Origin of the sequence: Methylobacterium terrae, assembly GCF_003173755.1 — a bacterium.
Lineage (GTDB): Bacteria > Pseudomonadota > Alphaproteobacteria > Rhizobiales > Beijerinckiaceae > Methylobacterium > Methylobacterium terrae.
Map to the genome: position 1 here is coordinate 575944 of NZ_CP029553.1, position 15453 is coordinate 591396.

12 protein-coding genes, 1 tRNA gene and 3 pseudogenes are annotated in these 15453 nt (G+C 66.7%); 10 read left to right on the forward strand and 6 right to left on the reverse strand.

The window, feature by feature from the left end; all coding sequences use genetic code 11:
• Positions 1-4: 4 nt before the first annotated feature.
• A complete protein-coding gene (locus tag DK419_RS02560) occupies positions 5-2338 on the reverse strand; it encodes a type VI secretion system Vgr family protein (protein WP_109957709.1) in 2334 nt (777 codons plus the stop codon).
• A 744-nt stretch (positions 2339-3082) separates the two neighbouring features.
• Here DK419_RS02560 and DK419_RS29940 point away from each other — a divergent pair.
• From DK419_RS29940 to DK419_RS02575, 5 genes are all read left to right on the forward strand, one after another.
• Complete coding sequence (locus DK419_RS29940) at positions 3083-3652, forward strand: HD domain-containing protein (RefSeq protein ID WP_425352656.1); 570 nt, start codon at positions 3083-3085, stop codon at positions 3650-3652.
• A 964-nt stretch (positions 3653-4616) separates the two neighbouring features.
• Positions 4617-4838, forward strand: coding sequence for a hypothetical protein (locus DK419_RS29945; protein WP_425352626.1), 222 nt, complete (start codon positions 4617-4619; stop codon positions 4836-4838).
• A gap of 214 nt (positions 4839-5052) precedes the next feature.
• Positions 5053-5211, forward strand: coding sequence for a hypothetical protein (locus DK419_RS28475; RefSeq protein WP_162561125.1), 159 nt, complete (start codon positions 5053-5055; stop codon positions 5209-5211).
• 338 nt (positions 5212-5549) lie between these two features.
• Positions 5550-6350 carry an ABC transporter permease gene (locus DK419_RS02570; protein WP_109957711.1) on the forward strand — a complete coding sequence of 267 codons (801 nt, stop codon included), beginning with the start codon at positions 5550-5552 and terminating at the stop codon, positions 6348-6350.
• Between the two features lie 270 nt (positions 6351-6620).
• Positions 6621-6697: transfer RNA gene (locus DK419_RS02575), tRNA-Arg, on the forward strand.
• Between the two features lie 439 nt (positions 6698-7136).
• On the opposite strand, the pseudogene DK419_RS29300 reads toward DK419_RS02575, so the two are convergent.
• Positions 7137-7473 (reverse strand): annotated as a pseudogene (locus tag DK419_RS29300) (transposase); the annotation flags it as partial.
• A 420-nt stretch (positions 7474-7893) separates the two neighbouring features.
• On the opposite strand from DK419_RS29300, the gene DK419_RS02580 reads away from it, so the two are divergent.
• The 3 genes and pseudogenes from DK419_RS02580 to DK419_RS02595 all read left to right on the forward strand — a co-directional run bounded on the left by DK419_RS02580 (position 7894) and on the right by DK419_RS02595 (position 11346).
• Positions 7894-8211, forward strand: coding sequence for a hypothetical protein (locus DK419_RS02580; protein WP_109957712.1), 318 nt, complete (start codon positions 7894-7896; stop codon positions 8209-8211).
• Between the two features lie 45 nt (positions 8212-8256).
• A protein-coding gene (locus DK419_RS02585; RefSeq protein ID WP_425352611.1) for an IS3 family transposase occupies positions 8257-9440 on the forward strand; the annotation gives its coding sequence in 2 pieces (ribosomal slippage) (positions 8257-8509 and positions 8509-9440; 1185 coding nt in all).
• Positions 9441-10214: 774 nt separating this feature from the next.
• Positions 10215-11346, forward strand: a pseudogene (locus tag DK419_RS02595) (ISAs1 family transposase).
• A gap of 29 nt (positions 11347-11375) precedes the next feature.
• Here DK419_RS02595 and DK419_RS28480 read toward each other — a convergent pair.
• Entirely contained in the window at positions 11376-12023 is a 648-nt protein-coding gene (locus DK419_RS28480) for a glycosyltransferase family 29 protein (RefSeq protein ID WP_162561126.1), read from the reverse strand.
• A gap of 766 nt (positions 12024-12789) precedes the next feature.
• Between DK419_RS28480 and DK419_RS02600 the strand changes: the two genes are divergently transcribed.
• A complete protein-coding gene (locus DK419_RS02600) occupies positions 12790-12981 on the forward strand; it encodes a hypothetical protein (protein ID WP_109957714.1) in 192 nt (63 codons plus the stop codon).
• Positions 12982-13022: 41 nt separating this feature from the next.
• Here the strand turns inward: DK419_RS02600 and DK419_RS02605 are convergent, their stop codons facing one another.
• A complete protein-coding gene (locus DK419_RS02605; RefSeq protein ID WP_109957715.1) occupies positions 13023-13238 on the reverse strand; it encodes a hypothetical protein in 216 nt (71 codons plus the stop codon).
• Between the two features lie 591 nt (positions 13239-13829).
• Entirely contained in the window at positions 13830-14324 is a 495-nt protein-coding gene (locus DK419_RS29305) for a hypothetical protein (protein WP_245442806.1), read from the reverse strand.
• 531 nt (positions 14325-14855) lie between these two features.
• Between DK419_RS29305 and DK419_RS29310 the strand changes: the two genes are divergently transcribed.
• Entirely contained in the window at positions 14856-15011 is a 156-nt protein-coding gene (locus DK419_RS29310; RefSeq protein WP_245442807.1) for a hypothetical protein, read from the forward strand.
• 20 nt (positions 15012-15031) lie between these two features.
• On the opposite strand, the pseudogene DK419_RS29895 reads toward DK419_RS29310, so the two are convergent.
• Positions 15032-15448, reverse strand: a pseudogene (locus DK419_RS29895) (hypothetical protein); the annotation flags it as partial.
• Positions 15449-15453: the final 5 nt, after the last annotated feature.

A 15453-nucleotide genomic window follows, 5' to 3' on the forward strand; every position in this document is an offset into this window, starting at 1 on the left:
GCCCTCAATTGTGGTCGACGACCTTGCCGGTGAGCTGGACCTGCTCGGAACCATCGACGTAGACGGTCACGCCCTTGAGCAGGATGGTGCCGTCCTTCTTCATCAGCAGCGAGGCCTGGCCGACCTGGACCAGCAACTCCTCCCCGACCACGACCTTCTTGGCCTTGCCGACGTTCTCGATCGCGGTCTGGCCGACATTGACCACCTTCGACTGACCGACCTGCTCGGTCGACGCGATCCCGGTGCTGTCGTGGCGCATGTTCGAGACCATCGTGTTCATCACGCCGCCCAAGCCCCCCATCATCTGCTGCACCATCCCGGCGACCTGCGAGCCGCCCCCCGCCATCCCCGCCCCGCCGCCGGTGCGCAGGCTCTGCACGCTCGCGTCGTTCACCGCGCCCCGCGCCGCATCGACGCCCGCGCCGAGAAGGCCCCCGACCCCGCCGCCGCCGATCAGCCCGGCAAGGCTCGCCGCCGTCCCGGCCAGGGCCGCCGCATCGACGCCCGGCGGCAGCGCCCCACCGGCCTCAGCCCCCGCCGGCGCCGGGTCGCCCCCGCCGCCCGAGCCCGCCGTGCTCGCCGCCTGCATGGCGACCTGCATCGCCTGGCCCAGCAGACCCGCCGTCTGCCCCGACAGACCCGCCATCGCAGCGCCCAGCGCCGCCGTCGCCACGCCCCCCACCGCCCCCACGGTGAGCGAGCGCGACCCACCGATCGCCTGGTTCTGGTTGTTCCCGACCTCGAACGAGTGGTTCGCCCCCACGCTCCCGACCTGGTTGGCGTCCACCCGCGCCGTCGCGTCGTTCAGAACCTTCGTCGTCATGTCCTTCTGGGCGTGGGTGAACAGGTTCTCGGACCCCGCCACGTCCTCCATCGAGATCTCGTTGTAGCCCCGCCCCTTGTAGGTGTTGGACCGGACCACGAGCTTGGTCTTGTGCGCCGGCAGCGCGTAGGGCACCGGGTTGTTCGGGTTGGGCGCGATCCCGACCACGATCGGCCGGTCCGGATCGCCCTCCTGGTAGGCCACCAGCGCCTCCATCCCGACCCTGGGGATGATCTGCTGGCCCCAGCTCGTCCCGCCCCAGGACTGCGTCACCCGAACCCAACCGGTATCCGTCCCGTCGCCCCGGGCGCGCCGGTCCCACAGATGCGTGAGCTTGACCCGTCCGAACGCGTCGGTGTGGATCTCCTCGCCCGGCGGTCCCGCGATCCGGGCGATCTGCAAGCCGTCGATGCGCGGGCGCGGCACCGCGCGGTGCGGCGTCGCCGGGCGGTCGGCCGGCAGGGTGGTGAACGCGTTCTCGTAGTGCGGCGTGCCCGCCCCGCTCTCGTAGGTCGGGTCCTCGGCCCGGTGCAGGATCTGCGTCACTACCTGCGCCGGGTAGACGTGGCGCGGGTGGGCCACCTCGTAGGGGGTGAAGCGCGAGCCCGCCGCGAGCGTGCGCACGCTGGAGCGGCCCTCGATGCGGTCGAAGCCGGTCTCGGTCGCCTGGATGCGCAGGCGCGTGGCGCGCTCGCCGGCCTCGCGGGTCAGCGCCCTTGCCGGATACTCGTAGAGTTCGTAAGCCGTGTTCTCGGGAACGCGGTTGATCGACGGTGTATCGGCAACCAGATCGAGATTTGGCGTTAGAAACTCGTAATCCTTACCGGCTCGTCTTCCTGGGGTGAACGAGAGCTGCCGGCGCCAGTCGTGGATGTGCTCGGCATCCGACGAGCCGAAGGCGAGACGGACCCGGGTCTCGGTCCCGCCGTCATAGGCCGAGGGATGGTCGCCGACGACGAGCGTGTGCTTGCCGCGCTCATGCCGGAACCACAGGAACAGGCCCTCGTCTTCGAGGCGGCGCAGCAGATAGGCGAGATCGGTCTCGTTCCACTGCACGACATAGTCCCGCTTCTGCGGCGGGCGGGTGACGCCGGCAAGGTTGTAGTCGCGGATGCGGTGCTCGGCACACAGCGTCTCCAGCACCTCGAGCGTCGATTGGGTCAGGAAGATGCGGCAGTCGCTGCGCTGGCTCATCAGCCACAGCCGCGGGCGCAAGGTCAGCGCGTACTGGCGCGCGCCTCTCGTGACGATCGGCCCCTCGTGCAGCTCGGTGACGAGCCCGTTCCAGACCCGCTGCGAGCCGTCGGCCAGCGTGAGGGAGAGGTCGGCGGCGGTGCCGACGATCTCGTCGGGGCGGACCTCGTCGCGTTGCGCGCGGACGCGGGCCTGGATGGTGAAGAGGCGGTTGAGGCCCTCCTCGACCTCGAGGCGTTCGAGGAGCAGGGCGTCGGGTCCGAGCACGGTGTCGATCGCCATCAGGCGCCCGGCCTGGGTGTAGCGCACGTGCTCGCTCATCGCCTGCCCTGCCGTAGAAGTCCATGGAGTATTCCATAGTCTATGGCGCGACACTCGAACGATCAACCCGGCGAAGCGCGGTGAGTGCAGGCACGATCCATCCGGCATGACGCTGAAGTGTCAGGATGTCGGATCGTATAGCCGGCGCATGTCAAGCGCGAACACAGCACGTGTCGGGCGGATGGCACCCCGTCAGGCGTCGTCTGCCCGGACCGCCAGTGCCGAAGCGCATGATGAGGAGGAGGCGGGCCCGGCTGCATATGTCCGGCAACTGAGGGTGACGAGCCGCCAAGTTGCTTGCCGCGCTTCGTCCTGCTCCGATGTGCCGGGTTCCATACGCCCCCCTTATGCGAGGCAAGGAGGATCCGGAGAGGCGGCGCAGACGCCCTCCGGGGCGTCGAAGCCGCCGGCAACCCAGCGCCAGGCGGCCGGGCCGGGGTCAAGGCCCTTTGCGGCCTTGAGACCGGTTCGGGCGACTGGCCCGCCAAGTGACCTCGGCCGCCGATCACCGCACAATGCGTCAGCGACCGTAACCTGAAAGGCCGAAACCGCACAGCAGGTTCGGGAGCCGCCGCAGGCGGCGAGCAGGGCGCGGCCCGTAGGGGACGCTCTGCAAAATTGAACGTACTAAAAATATCTCTCGCATCTTATATTTTGTCTTAATTTTATTGAGAGGAATCGTTGATTAAAAATCACGCTCGGGCCAAGCATCACGGTGAAGACGTCGCGGCTACCCTGCACGCCGTGCTGACGCAGACCGCCTATCGAGGCAGGGTCGAGGGCCTCGCCGGACGCGCCTTGTCCGATCAAGACGTCGAGCGATTGTGCGTACTCGCCTTTCTGCACAATCTTGGCAAAGCCAATAGCGGCTTCTGGCGGCACCAATTTCCTAAGATGCCGTGTATTGGGCAGACCGAGGTCTTCGGCGCCCCATTTCACCACAGCGTACCGCTCCGTAACCAAGCCGTGGTGCGGGAGCTGAGCGCTCTTATGGCGGCTTGGGGAGCAGCCGAACATCTCACGGCCGTCATGGCTCATCACGGCCGTCCGCTCACGAGTTTCAACACAGCAGGCGCCATGAGCGGATCCAGCACCAGAGAGACACGGCGTGATGCCAGTTGGTGGCGCCCGATCGACGGCTACGATCCGCTCGCCGAGTTGGCACGGCTCCTCTCCGCCGCCCGCCTGCGCTTCCCGCTCGCTTTCGTGGAGGGCCCGCCGCTGCCCGATGCCCGCGTTTCGTGGCATTGCTCGCCGGCCTCACGACCTTGGCCGACTGGCTCGGTTCGGACACGGCGAACTTTCCCCTCGTGACGCCGTCCGGGCTGTCGCGATCGCAGTTTGCGGCGCAGCAAGCAGCTCTGGGCGTCACTGTGCGGGGCCTCCGCCCGTTGTCACGCACAGCGCCCGACTCCTTCGCAGCGGCGTTCGGCTTTCCGTCCTACGAGGCCCAGGAGCAGGCCGCCGCCGCATGGCTCGGTGCCATCGCTGCCCTTGAGACCGAAACCGGTTCGGGCAAGACCGAGGCGGCCCTGTGGCGCCCTCGGGCTGATCGCCCGCGGCGAGGTCGACGGGCTGTACTTCGCTGTGCCGACCCGCGCCGCAGCGACGCAGCTGCACGGGCGGATCAACCGCCACCTCGCCCGCATCTTCGGCGCCGATGCCCCTCGGGCGGTGCTCGCGGTGCCGGGCTACCTGCGCGCCGGCGACGAGGACGGGCAGCGGCTCGCGCCCTTCACGGTGCTGCGGCCCGACGAAGAGGACAACGACGCTAGGTGGGCGGCGGAGGCACCCAAGCACTACCTCGCCGCCCCCATCGCCGTCGGAACCATCGATCAAGCGCTGATGGCGGGTCTGCAGGTCAAGCACCCTCACCTGCGCGCCGCCGCTCTTTCGCGTTCGCTGCTCGTGGTGGATGAGGTCCATGCGTCGGACACGTTCCAGACCGAAATCCTGAAGACCGTCATCGGGAACCATGTTGCGGCCGGCGGTCGGGTGATGCTCCTCTCAGCCACCCTCGGCAGCGCGGCGCGCGCGGCCCTCCTCGGCCAGGAGGCGCCGAGTCTCGCGCTCGCCCTCGAGACGCCCTACCCGGCGCTCTCGGGCGCCGAGGCGGCTCCGGCGGAGGTCAAGACCGGCGGGCGGCGCAAGGAGATCGCGGTCAGGACCGCGCCACTGATCGCCCATCCGCGGGTAGATCGCCGTCCGGGCCCTCGCCGCCGCCCGCGCGGGCGCTGCGGTGTCGGTTATCCGCAACACGGTCGCCGACGCGGTGGCGGTGCAGCAGGCGCTCGAAGCCGAGGACGCCGGCAACCTGCCGTTCCGGGTCGGGGACGTCACGACCCTGCATCACGGTCGCTTCGCCGCCGAGGATCGGCGTCTCCTCGACACAGAGATCGAAGCGGTGTTCGGCAAGGTGGACGACGATCAGGCCCCGAGGAGCGTCGCGGCCGCGAGCGCCGGCCGATCGTCGCGTTCGGGACGACGACGCTCGAGATGAGCCTGGATCTGGATGCGGACCTCCTGATCACCGATCTCGCGCCGATGGATGTGCTGCTCCAGCGCTTCGGCCGCCTGCATCGGCACCGGCGCGACCGACCGGCCGGCTTCGAGACGTCGCGGGCCATCGCGCTGGTCCCGGAGGCACGCGATCCTCCGCCCCGGCTTGAACGCGCCCGGCACGGGCTGGGGCTGCGCAGCTGCGCTTCGCCACGATGCCGAACTACCCGGTCACCAACCGGAAGGCGGTCTATCCGGACGCCCTCAAGCGCCGCGTCACGCCCTGGCAGCAGGCCCACTTCCCGCCCTACGAGGAGATCGCCAAGGTCCGCTCGTGCTGGGTCGACCGCTGGAACCGCGAGATCCGGGGCTGAGATGGCGACGACGGCGGCACCACGGCCGGTCCTGACCGGACGCCCCTCCCATCGGTCAGCCTTTCCTGGCCCTGCCGGCGGTGCTGTTCCTGATCGCCTTCTTCGTGCTGCCGCTCCTCGACAACGGCCTGCGCAGCGTCGTGCCGGCGGAGGGCCAGAGCCTGACGGCGGCGCGCTACGTCCCAGGCCCTGACCGACCCGTTCCACCTCGACAGCATCCTCCAGACCGTCCTGCTCTCCGGCATCGTGACGCTGATCTGCGTGCTCATCGGCTACCCGGTCGCCTACTACCTCGTGTGCCTGATCCTGCAACTGCGCCTCGTGCGCCGGAGCGGCGCATGGTGCAGGCCCGGCTCGGACGTTTCCTGCTCGGCGGCTTCGTCGTCCTGTTCTTCGCCTTCCTGATCCTGCCGATCGCGGTCGTGGTCGTCGGCTCGTTCACGCAGGCGAGCTTCATCACCTTCCCGATCCCGGGCTGGTCGCTGCGCTGGTTCCAGCGCATCCTCGACTACCCGCCCTACCTCGCCGCGATCCGGGTGAGCCTCGCCGTCGCGGTGGGCGCGACGCTCCTGTCGTGCCTTGTCGGCATCCCGGCGGCGCTCGCGCTCGCCCGCTCGTCCTCGGCGCTCGCGGGCGCCACGATGGTCTACTTGCTCTCGCCTCTCTCGATGCCGATGATCAGGATCGGCTTCTCCGCCCTGTTCTTCCTGTCGCGGATCGGGGTCGGGGTCTCGTTCACGGCCCTGCTCATCGCCCATACGGTCGTCTGCCTTCCCGACGTCCTGCGCACGGTGGCGGCGACCTGTCGCGGCACCGGCCGCAGCCTCGAGGAGGCAGCGGCGCTCCTCGGTGCCAACCCGTTCCAGGTTTTCTGGCACGTGGTCCTGCCGCTGATCAGGCCGGGCATCGCGGCGGGCCCACTGTTCTCGTTCCTGGTGTCGTTCGACAACCTGCCGATCTCCTACTTCTTCGGCAGCCCGGAGACGCTCACCCTGCCGGTGGTGATGCTGAGCTACATGGAGCACCAGTTCGACCCCTCGATCGCGGCCCTGAGCACGCTCCAGCTCGTCCTGGCGGTCGTCGGCCTCCTCACCGTCGACCGCCTCTACGGGACCGACCGGATGACTGTCGCGGCCTGACGCCACGATCGGTGCTCGGACCGGCGCGCCGAAGCGCATCTGGGGCGCGGCACACCAGCGGCACGCGGCGTCGACCGCACCGCACGCCGTCCGCATCCGAAGCGCGATCCCGGCGTCCCAACGGCCCGGCCTTGCCTCCCCCGGCGCACCCGACACGATTCGCCCCGGTGACCTTTGCCGCAGGAGCCTTCCCGGGTCCCCTTGAGCGGATTGGCGTGCCGTTCCCTGTTGCGCTCCGGGCCGAGCCGGGCTACAGAGGCTTCGCGGTCAGCACCCGTAGCTCAGCTGGATAGAGCGTTGCCCTCCGAAGGCAAAGGTCACACGTTCGAATCGTGTCGGGTGCGCCAACAATTTATCTCGTGACACACAATCTGAAACTGATGCCACCAAGGTGGAATATGTTTCAAAATATGTGGCGCGAAGGTGTAACACAAACGCATTATTGGCGGCGCAAGACGCCGATGAATAATCGGGCGGCTATTGCCCTTCGATCGCGTGTTATATCGGTGTAATTGTGCATTAAATCTGCACTTTTGCTAACCAGATCCCTCTATATCCAGGCGCGTAGATAGCCGCTGTTCATCCATGAGGGTGTAACGGCGACCAAGAGATTTTGACTCATTCCGCCAGCAGGCGAGTGCGTCGCCTGGGTTGCTGTCCGCCGGACGCTGACGGCACTTTATAATCTTGGCGTGGCACGTCCGCGCAACGCCCCCGCCTCTCCTGAAAAATCACTGGTCGACACAATGCGCAGTTCGGCGACCCGCAGTCATACCTGACGGGCCCATCGGCGTCCTCCTGCGCGAAGGCGGTGGCGATGAAGACCGAGACGACGCGCCGGCCCGAGCGGCCGGCATGGGCCGGGACGTTGCGCATGACATACCCCCAGCGCCGCGGCCAGAAGACGGCCATGACCTTGGCGACTGAGGGCTTGCGCCCCTCATGAGCGTCTGTGACCGCCAGCTTCACCCCGCATAGGCCTCATCAGACAGCTTACCCGGGATCGCGGTCCAGAAGGTCTCGGCCTCGGACCGATATCGAGCCCCGGCAGTTCACGCCGGCCATCCGTATTAATGCCCACCGCCACGGTCGGCGAGGGCGCGCCAGGATGCCCGACGCGCCTACATTAGGGATCAGGTTACCGACACTGCTCACGAAGGCCTCGCTGGAATGCAAGACATTTTGTCCTCAAGCGCAAATGTGAGGCCGATTTTTCGATAGAGCATCTCACTCCTGAATAAATAGGCGACCTACTCACGCTGCCTGCATGCTCGTTGATCCGGACACGCCTTGCGGCTCTACTCAAAAGCCGACCTGCGGCTCTTTCTAGAGTATGTGTGACAGCGTTCGCGACCAGCGACTGCCACGATCTGGCAGACAAACCCAGCGATCACCAATCAGTGCCTCCCAGCGTTTCGAGCCGCTTGCTCCGTACCGTTCGTGCGGGACATTGCCGCAACAGTGTAAAATTTTTCCACTGCGCTACCGAATCGTAGCTTAAACATTCGCTAGAGAGGCAGGCTCTCGCATGACGGGGGCACGTGTGAACGTTCAAGACGGTGTCTCGCTCGAGCACCTTCGCGAGTTCTGGCAGGAGGCCACGGATGGTGGATCGCTCGACAAGCACGATCCCAGAACGATCGTCGCCGCTTGCCGCCGTCTCGATCCGACAGTGGACGGCCGCCTTCGCGAACAGCTGCTCAACCATCTTTGCGCGACGGCCCAGCGGATCCTCCGGCCACAGGTCAGCGCACGGCACGAGAACGGTGGTGAAGACGCTGTGCTCGAGGTGGTCGGAGCGATGGTGGTGTCTATCCTCGACCCCGACTCTGCGGACGGGATCGGTGACCTGCTCCCCTGATTTCCTGCCATCCGTAAGTTGGGTCCATCGGGATGGAGATGGACCATGCGCAAGAGCCGGTTTTGCGAGGAGCAAATCATCGCGGTGCTCCGCGAGCATGACGCGGGCGTGAAGACCGCCGATCTGTGCCGGAAGCACGGGATCAGCGATGCGACACTGTACAACTGGAAAGCCAAGTACGGCGGTCTGAAGGTGTCCGAGGCAGCGCGACTGCGCACCCTGGAGGATGAGAACCGGCGGCTGAAGAAGCTGCTGGCCGAGGCCGTGCTCGACAACGCGGCCCTGAAGGATTTGCTGGCAAAAAACTGACCACGCCCGCCGCACGGTTTGCTGCTGTCGAAGCCGTGATCAAACATCACGGCTTCTCGGAACGGCGTGCGTGCGGGCTTCTCGGGGTAGACCGCTCGGCTTTCCAATATGAGCGCAGGCCCGGCACCGATGACGCGCTACGAGCTCGGCTGCGCCACCATGCGGGCGAGCGCCGCCGGTTCGGCTACCGGCGGCTGGCGATGTTGCTCAAACGGGAGGGGGCGTGCGTGAACCTGAAGAAGGTCTACCGGCTCTATCGAGAGGAGAAGCTCACCGTGCGCCGTCGCGGCGGACGCAAGCGAGCACTTGGGACCAGAGCACCGATGGTGATCCCACAGGAGGCCAACCAGCGCTGGTCATTGGACTTCGTCAGCGACGCGCTCGCCGACGGGCGGCGCTTCCGCGTCCTGAACGTCGTCGACGACCACACCCGCGAGGCGCTGGCGACGGTGGTGGACACCTCGCTCTCGGGCCTGCGCGTCGTGCGCGAGTTGGACCGGCTCGTTGCCGAGCGTCGTTTGCCTGCCATGGTGGTGAGCGACAACGGCACCGAACTCACCTCGACCGCTGTCCTGCGCTGGGCTCAGGAACGAGGCGTTGAATGGCACTACATCGCGCCGGGCAAGCCGATGCAGAACGCCTTCGTGGAGTCGTTCAATGGGCGATTGCGCGACGAATGCCTGAACGAACATGTCTTCGGCACGTTGTTCGAGGCGCGTCGCATCATTGATGCTTGGCGGATCGACTACAATACCGCCCGACCACACACGAGCCTCGCCGGGCTGACCCCGATGGAGTTCGCCGCCAAGGCCAGTGCCCTCGCGATGCAACAGACTGGGGGCACTGCGCCGCGTGGGGGCTCCATGCCCCCAGCCTGTTGCTCACCCGCCCCGCAAGGGGCAGAACAGGAACAGACCTAACCTACGCGTGGCGGGAAAGCGGGGAGCAGGTCATGACGCCACCAAGGTGGAACATGTTTCGAATTGTGTGTCGCGAAGGAATAACACAAATTCATTCTTGGCGTCGTAGGACGCCTATAAGTAATGCAGTAAACCTTTTACATTGAGCGCGTGCAACATCCGTGCGATTGTGCGTTGATTCTGCACTTTTCGTCGAACAACCCCATATTCAAGCCCGTAGATAGATGCTGTTCATCCATGAGAGTGCAACGGCGACCAAGAGATTTGGACCCCCTCTGCCAGCGGGCGTGTGCGTCGCTTGGGTTGCTATCCGCTGGATGCTGACGGCACTTTGTAATCTTGGGATGGCATGTCCGCGCAACGCCCCCTGCCTTTCTTGAAAAATTATCGGTCGATACAATGCGCAGTTCGGCGACCTGCAGCCACTCCTGACGGGCCTCTTGGGGTCGTCCTGCGCGAAGGCGTTGGCGATGAAGACCGAGACGACGCGCCGGCCCGAGTAGCCGATATGGGCTGGGACGTTGCGCATGACATGCACCCAGCGCCGCGCGGGCGTTAATACAGTTTCCGTATCGCGAAGCGATCAATCGGAAACCATATGACCTGCGGAACTAAAGCGTAGGCGGCTCGAACCATAGCGCGGTCGCTCAGCGTGCATTTGTCAATCAGCACAACGCCAGCGCCAGGACAATCGCTTCAGCCTTGATGCGGGTTTGGGCTGCGCGGCGAGGAGGATCGTGGTTCAGGAGGGGCTTGGCGCTCTGCGAGGCTCCCATGCCGTCATCGCTGTCGATCCTCGACCACTTCTCGGCTCTGGAAGACCCGCGCCAGCATTGGCGGGTGATCTACCCGCTGCCCGAGATCCTGCGGCTGGTGTTGTGCGCCACGCTCTGCGGCATGGACGACTTCGTCGAGATCCGGCCGTGGGGCGAGCAGCGCCTGGACTTCCTGCGCCGCTTCCTGCCCTACGCGCGGGGCCTGCCCGCCCACGATACCCTCAACGACGTCATCGACGCGCTCGACGCCGACCTCTTCCAGACCTGCTTCACCACCTGGGTCGAGAGCCTGCGCGCGGCCGAGCCCGACCTCATCGCGGTGGACGGCAAGACCTCCCGGCGCTGCCACGGCAAGACCAAGGGCCGGGCCGCCCTGCACACCGTCTCGGCCTGGGCCGCCCGTCAGCGCCTCGTGCTCGGCCAGGAGGCGGTGGCCGACAAGAGCAACGAGATCACCGCCATCCCGTGCCTTCTCGACCGGCTCGAACTCCGGGGCGCCCTCGTCACCAGCGACGCGATGGGCACCCAGTCCGCCATCGCCGAGACCATCGTGGCCCGAGGGGGCGACTACCTGCTGGCGCGCAAGGCCAACCGTCCCGCCACCCACGATGACGTCGTGCGCGTCTTCGCCGATCCCGGCGACCTGATCGTGGAGACACACGAGACGCTCGACAACGACCATGGCCGCCTCGAACGCCGCCGCGCCAGCGTATGCCATGACGTGAGTTGGCTGACCTCGGATCGCCGCTACCCCGATGAACCGCACATGCCTCATCTGGCGATGATTGGCATGATCGAGACGCAGGTCGAACGCGCCGCTCGGATCGAACACGAACGCCGCTACTCTCTCTTCAGCGAGGCTCGACGCCAAGACCTTCGCGGCCGCCGTGCGGGCGCACTGGCAGATCGAGAACCGCCTGCACTGGGTGCTCGACGTCGTCTTCCACGACGATCTCGTGCGGCTGCGGACCGGATCAGGCCCGCAGAACATGGCGGTGGTGCGCCATATGGCCATCAACCTCGTGCGCGCACCGCACGATCGACACAGCTTCAAGGCCCGCAGAAAGCTCGCCAATCTCAATCCCGACTACCTCGAAGCCCTTCTCCGACACACCCCCGCACTCCCTTGAAAAAGCTGAAGCGATTCCCCTGGGATGTTTCAGTATCGAATAACTTGCCCAGAAGCTTCAAATTTTGCAACCGCCTCACGTTCCGCTGACCAGGGATGTCCATCCCATCCGCTGAAACCAAATCCGATCAAGCCAATTTTATAGTTTGAAAATCGCTCACACGTTAAAATGTACATGAGCGTCAAAAAACCTGTACTCGGCATCGAAAACGGATTGTCACATAGACACGACAGAAGCAAAAAAGAAAACTCATTAACCTCTTTTGGTAAGCAAATAATTTCTGCAGAAATTTTATTTCCCGCTATTATGTGATTTTTATAATCATTTATCGGACCCGGCGGGGCTTGATCGATGATCTTATTCGTATATATATCTCTATATTTAATATAAATATCTCTATCGCGTGGAAACCAGATCTCTGAAATTTCTCGCCAAAAAGGGAAACTTGAAAGCTTGTTGTCTTTACTCCAATCTAACGAGTGGGCACCTAGATTTCCAAGAACCAATATATCCGTTTTTGTTCCGGTGTTTTTTCCGTAATTTTCGCATTTATTGAATCTAACAACACAATCCGCAGTGTCTACTAAGCTTTCATGGTTATTTTCAACGGGGGCGTTCCCTACCACTATGAGTGATGTCATGTTTTTCAGGTTCGCGTTTAGCAAGCCGGTGGTCATCGCGCTGTAGAATCCTCAAATAAACCCTGGCTTTTTATAATTTGCTCACGGCGAACTTGTCAAGCTATGTCCTTCTTTGAAGTGTCAAGACTTGGTTCGATATTGGAAATTGTCGATGACGAGGGCTGATTTTTGATTATATTATGTGATAATCTGGCAAACAACGGGACTAGCGATCGTGATGGTGGTGGCCACATCGCGAACAATCTCCTGTGCATTTGCAATTGATTACAGCAGAGACAATCTCTCCCAGTTCGAATTCGCACCTGATGGTAATTTTTCCAAATTCCACACGTCACGCATGGTTCCTATGATTTCAAGGGCCCCAACGAGTCATGATAGGCTTGGAGCGTGCCGACTCGCCCTCAGAGGGCCGCAGGTTGCGACATAACGGCTCGATACATGACGCAATCACCTACCTCGCCCCAACCCCACCCTGGTCCTATCCTGTGTCTGGGGTGTAGCGGCATGGTCGAGGCGGGCGGCGAGGCGGCTGGATAGAGGGGCGAGACAGTGCGCGGCGCCTACCGCGCCGCCGACACGCTCGGCACCTCGTTCAAACGCGTCGTGAACCGCAGCGGGCACATCTCGAACTCGGCCGACGAAGTCCGCTTCTCGAACCGCCCAACCCAGCCCAGGCTGGCACCAGAGAGGTGACGTAGGCCCCGAGCAGCTGCATGTCCCGGGCGCGAAATGATTTGCGTGCCGCGGCTCCCGCCGGCACATCCCAGCGAGCGCGTGCCCACCGCCGAACGGGGAACCGAGCTTGTACAAGGTAACAGCAACCGATCCGACTGGCCGCGTGCTGACATTCGCCTGCGGCACCGACTTGCAGGCGCTCGACAAGGTCCGGGAGCTGATGGCGCGAGGCTTCCGCGACATCTCGGTTGCTGACCCTAAGGGGCGGCAGACGAACGGGACTGCGTTCGAGCATTCCGTTGGGCTCGAGTACGACTGAAGACCCACCTTGCAGCGCCAAAGGGCCAGCGCGCGTGCGCTTCACGCGTCCTCCGGCCAGCAATGCAAGACCTTGGTGGTGATGCTGTCGCGCAGGATCGTCGTCAGTTGGACGAACCCTCCGACGCTCGAGCCCGCCATCTGCCGCTGCGCGTCGATGATGGCGACCGCATCCGAGTTCGCGACGAAGGACACGACCGGGCCGGTGAAGTCCCGGCCGAGGCGCTCGGCGAGGCTGCCGTCGTTCGGGCCGAGCACGTCGCCACGCTGCAGGGCTCGCTGCCCCGCCCGTCGTGCGAAACCGCGGTGGCCCGGTGCGGGCGGCTCCACCCCTCTCCATGACGTTGCGGCGCCACGCTCGTCCCGGGGGGAGGAGATCGATCGCGTCGTGCGAGCAGCGCGACGGGGTGTCGTGGGGGCGAGAGGGGTCGGGTGCGAGGTCGGAACCGTCGTCTTCTTCAGGGACATCGTCGTGCCCGGTCTCGGTCGGATCACGTCGCCCGAATCGCTCGCGGGACCTTCAGGGCCGCGGCTCGCGCGGCTCGGCTTGCGTCTCGCAGTGCGGCGGTCATAGGCCGGCTGCCGCAGGCCGATCGCGTCGCCGCACCGCCGGAAGCGGGGCGCCTCCATGGCGGCGGCCGAGACGATGGCCGCCGGGGCCGGGGTCGCGAGGACCCTCGGAAAGCCCGAAACCATGCCCCGGATCGTGCGCCGCATCGTGTGCGCCGGTCCGGCCCGGGGATGGAAGCGTAGTGCCGCGCAGCCGCCGCGCCGCCTCCTCTCCTGGTTCGGCCCGGCGGCCCGCGCCCCTTCGAGCGGCGTCGCCGCGACGCCGTCGCGGATCCCCCCTCACCCCCCGCACCGCAAAGCCACCACCGCCCCGGCGAAGCGTCCGGCGAGGGCGCCGGCGGTGAGCGGCGGGGTCTCGCCCGCCTGCGCCGTCGGGCCGTCCGCGCCGAGGAAGGCCCTGAGCGCGTCCGGGCCGACGAGGGGGTGGGTGAGCGGCGGCACCACGCCGGCGACGAGGCGGGGTTGGGCCGGCAGCCGGGCGACGAGGCCGAGAAGGCGGCCGGCGCGGTCGAGGACCGGAGCGCCGGCGGCGCCGGGCTGGAGGGGGGCGAGGACGCCGCCCGCCGCCCACTCGCCGGGCGTCGCGCTCGGTCCGTCCGCGCCCGCCGCGAGCACGAGGACCGCCTCGCCGGGCGCGGGCGCCGGCGCGAGGGCCGGCAACGCCTTGGGCGCGGCGGCGGCCTCGAGGAGCGCGAGGCCGCTCCCCTCGTCGCGCCGCAGCATACGGGCCGGCGCGCCGCCGGCCTGCGGCGCCGGGCAGGGCACCGGCAGCACCGCGACGATCCGGCGGGGACCGACGGCGAGGCCCGTCGCGGCCGGGGGCCGGAGGCGGGCGAGTTCGCGGCGGGCGGGCTCGCGGCGGGGGGAGCGGAGACGGGCAGGCTCGGGGCGGGCGTCGCGGCGACCGGGCGCGGCGGGGCCGCCGCGGGAGCCTCGCCCGGGAAGGGCACGAAGCTGTTGGCGATCGCGATCACCAGCCGGTCCACCTCCCGGGCCGAGGCCTTGTCGTAGGACAGGCTGAAGCCGCGCAGGCCCGCCGGCCCGGCGGCGTCGCGGATGTAGAATTTGCCGGCCGGGGTCTCGCCGGTGACGACCGTGAAGTCGGGGCGCTTGAGGGTGTAGGTCACCTTGCGCTCCGGGCCCGCCGCGGCGCTCTGCGTGAACAGCGCGTCGAGGTCGGTGGTGCCGGGGGCGAAGGCCCGCGTGTCGAGGGTGATGCGCCCGTCCGGGCTCTGCCAGCGGCTGCCGGCGGGAAGGCGGCTTCGCTTCGGCAGCAGCCGCTCCGGCACCCCGAGGACGAGGCCGGTGGCGGGATCCGTCGCGACCGTGAACCGGGCCGCCCGGCGCGCCGCCTCGCCGGCCGCCAGCAGGGCGGCGCGGGCGGGCTCGTCGAGGATCCCGCTCGCCGCTCCCCCCGCCCGGCCGCCGTCCTTCGCCTGCCAGGCGACGATCGCCTCGTAGGTGCGTCGGCCGAAGGCGCCGGTGACGACGCTGTTGTAGCTCCCGGCCCAGACCAGCGCGTCCTGTACCGCCCGGCGCTCCGCCTCCGGCCGCGCCTCGAAGGCGGCCCGCGCCGCCTCGAAGGCCGGATCGGGCGCGGCGGCCGGGCGCGGCGCCGGTGCCTTCGGGCCGGGTGCCGCGGGAGCGGGCGCTTGTGTCGAGGCCGCGGGCGCTTGCGCCGAGGCCGCGGGCGCTTGTGTCGAGGCCGCGGGCGCTTGCGCCGAGGCAGCCGGCGCGAGGCCGCCGCAGGCGAGGAGCGGCAGGAGGCCGGCGGCGAGCAGGCGGGCAGGACGCGGCATCGGGCTCTCCGAAGCGGGACGGCGGACCTTGGCAGAGGTGCCGCCCGAGTTCCAGGGTCGCCTTGCCGGGGATTTCCTTGCCGGGGATTCCCTTGCCATGTCGT

Bases quoted from the DNA above. Each gene is read 5' to 3' on its own strand.
- DK419_RS28475 (WP_162561125.1), top strand. From the start codon at position 5,053: ATGCCGAACTACCCGGTCACCAACCGGAAGGCGGTCTATCCGGACGCC.
- DK419_RS02560 (WP_109957709.1), bottom strand. From the start codon at position 2,338: ATGAGCGAGCACGTGCGCTACACCCAGGCCGGGCGCCTGATGGCGATC.
- DK419_RS28480 (WP_162561126.1), bottom strand. From the start codon at position 12,023: ATGACCACCGGCTTGCTAAACGCGAACCTGAAAAACATGACATCACTC.
- DK419_RS02570 (WP_109957711.1), top strand. From the start codon at position 5,550: ATGGTGCAGGCCCGGCTCGGACGTTTCCTGCTCGGCGGCTTCGTCGTC.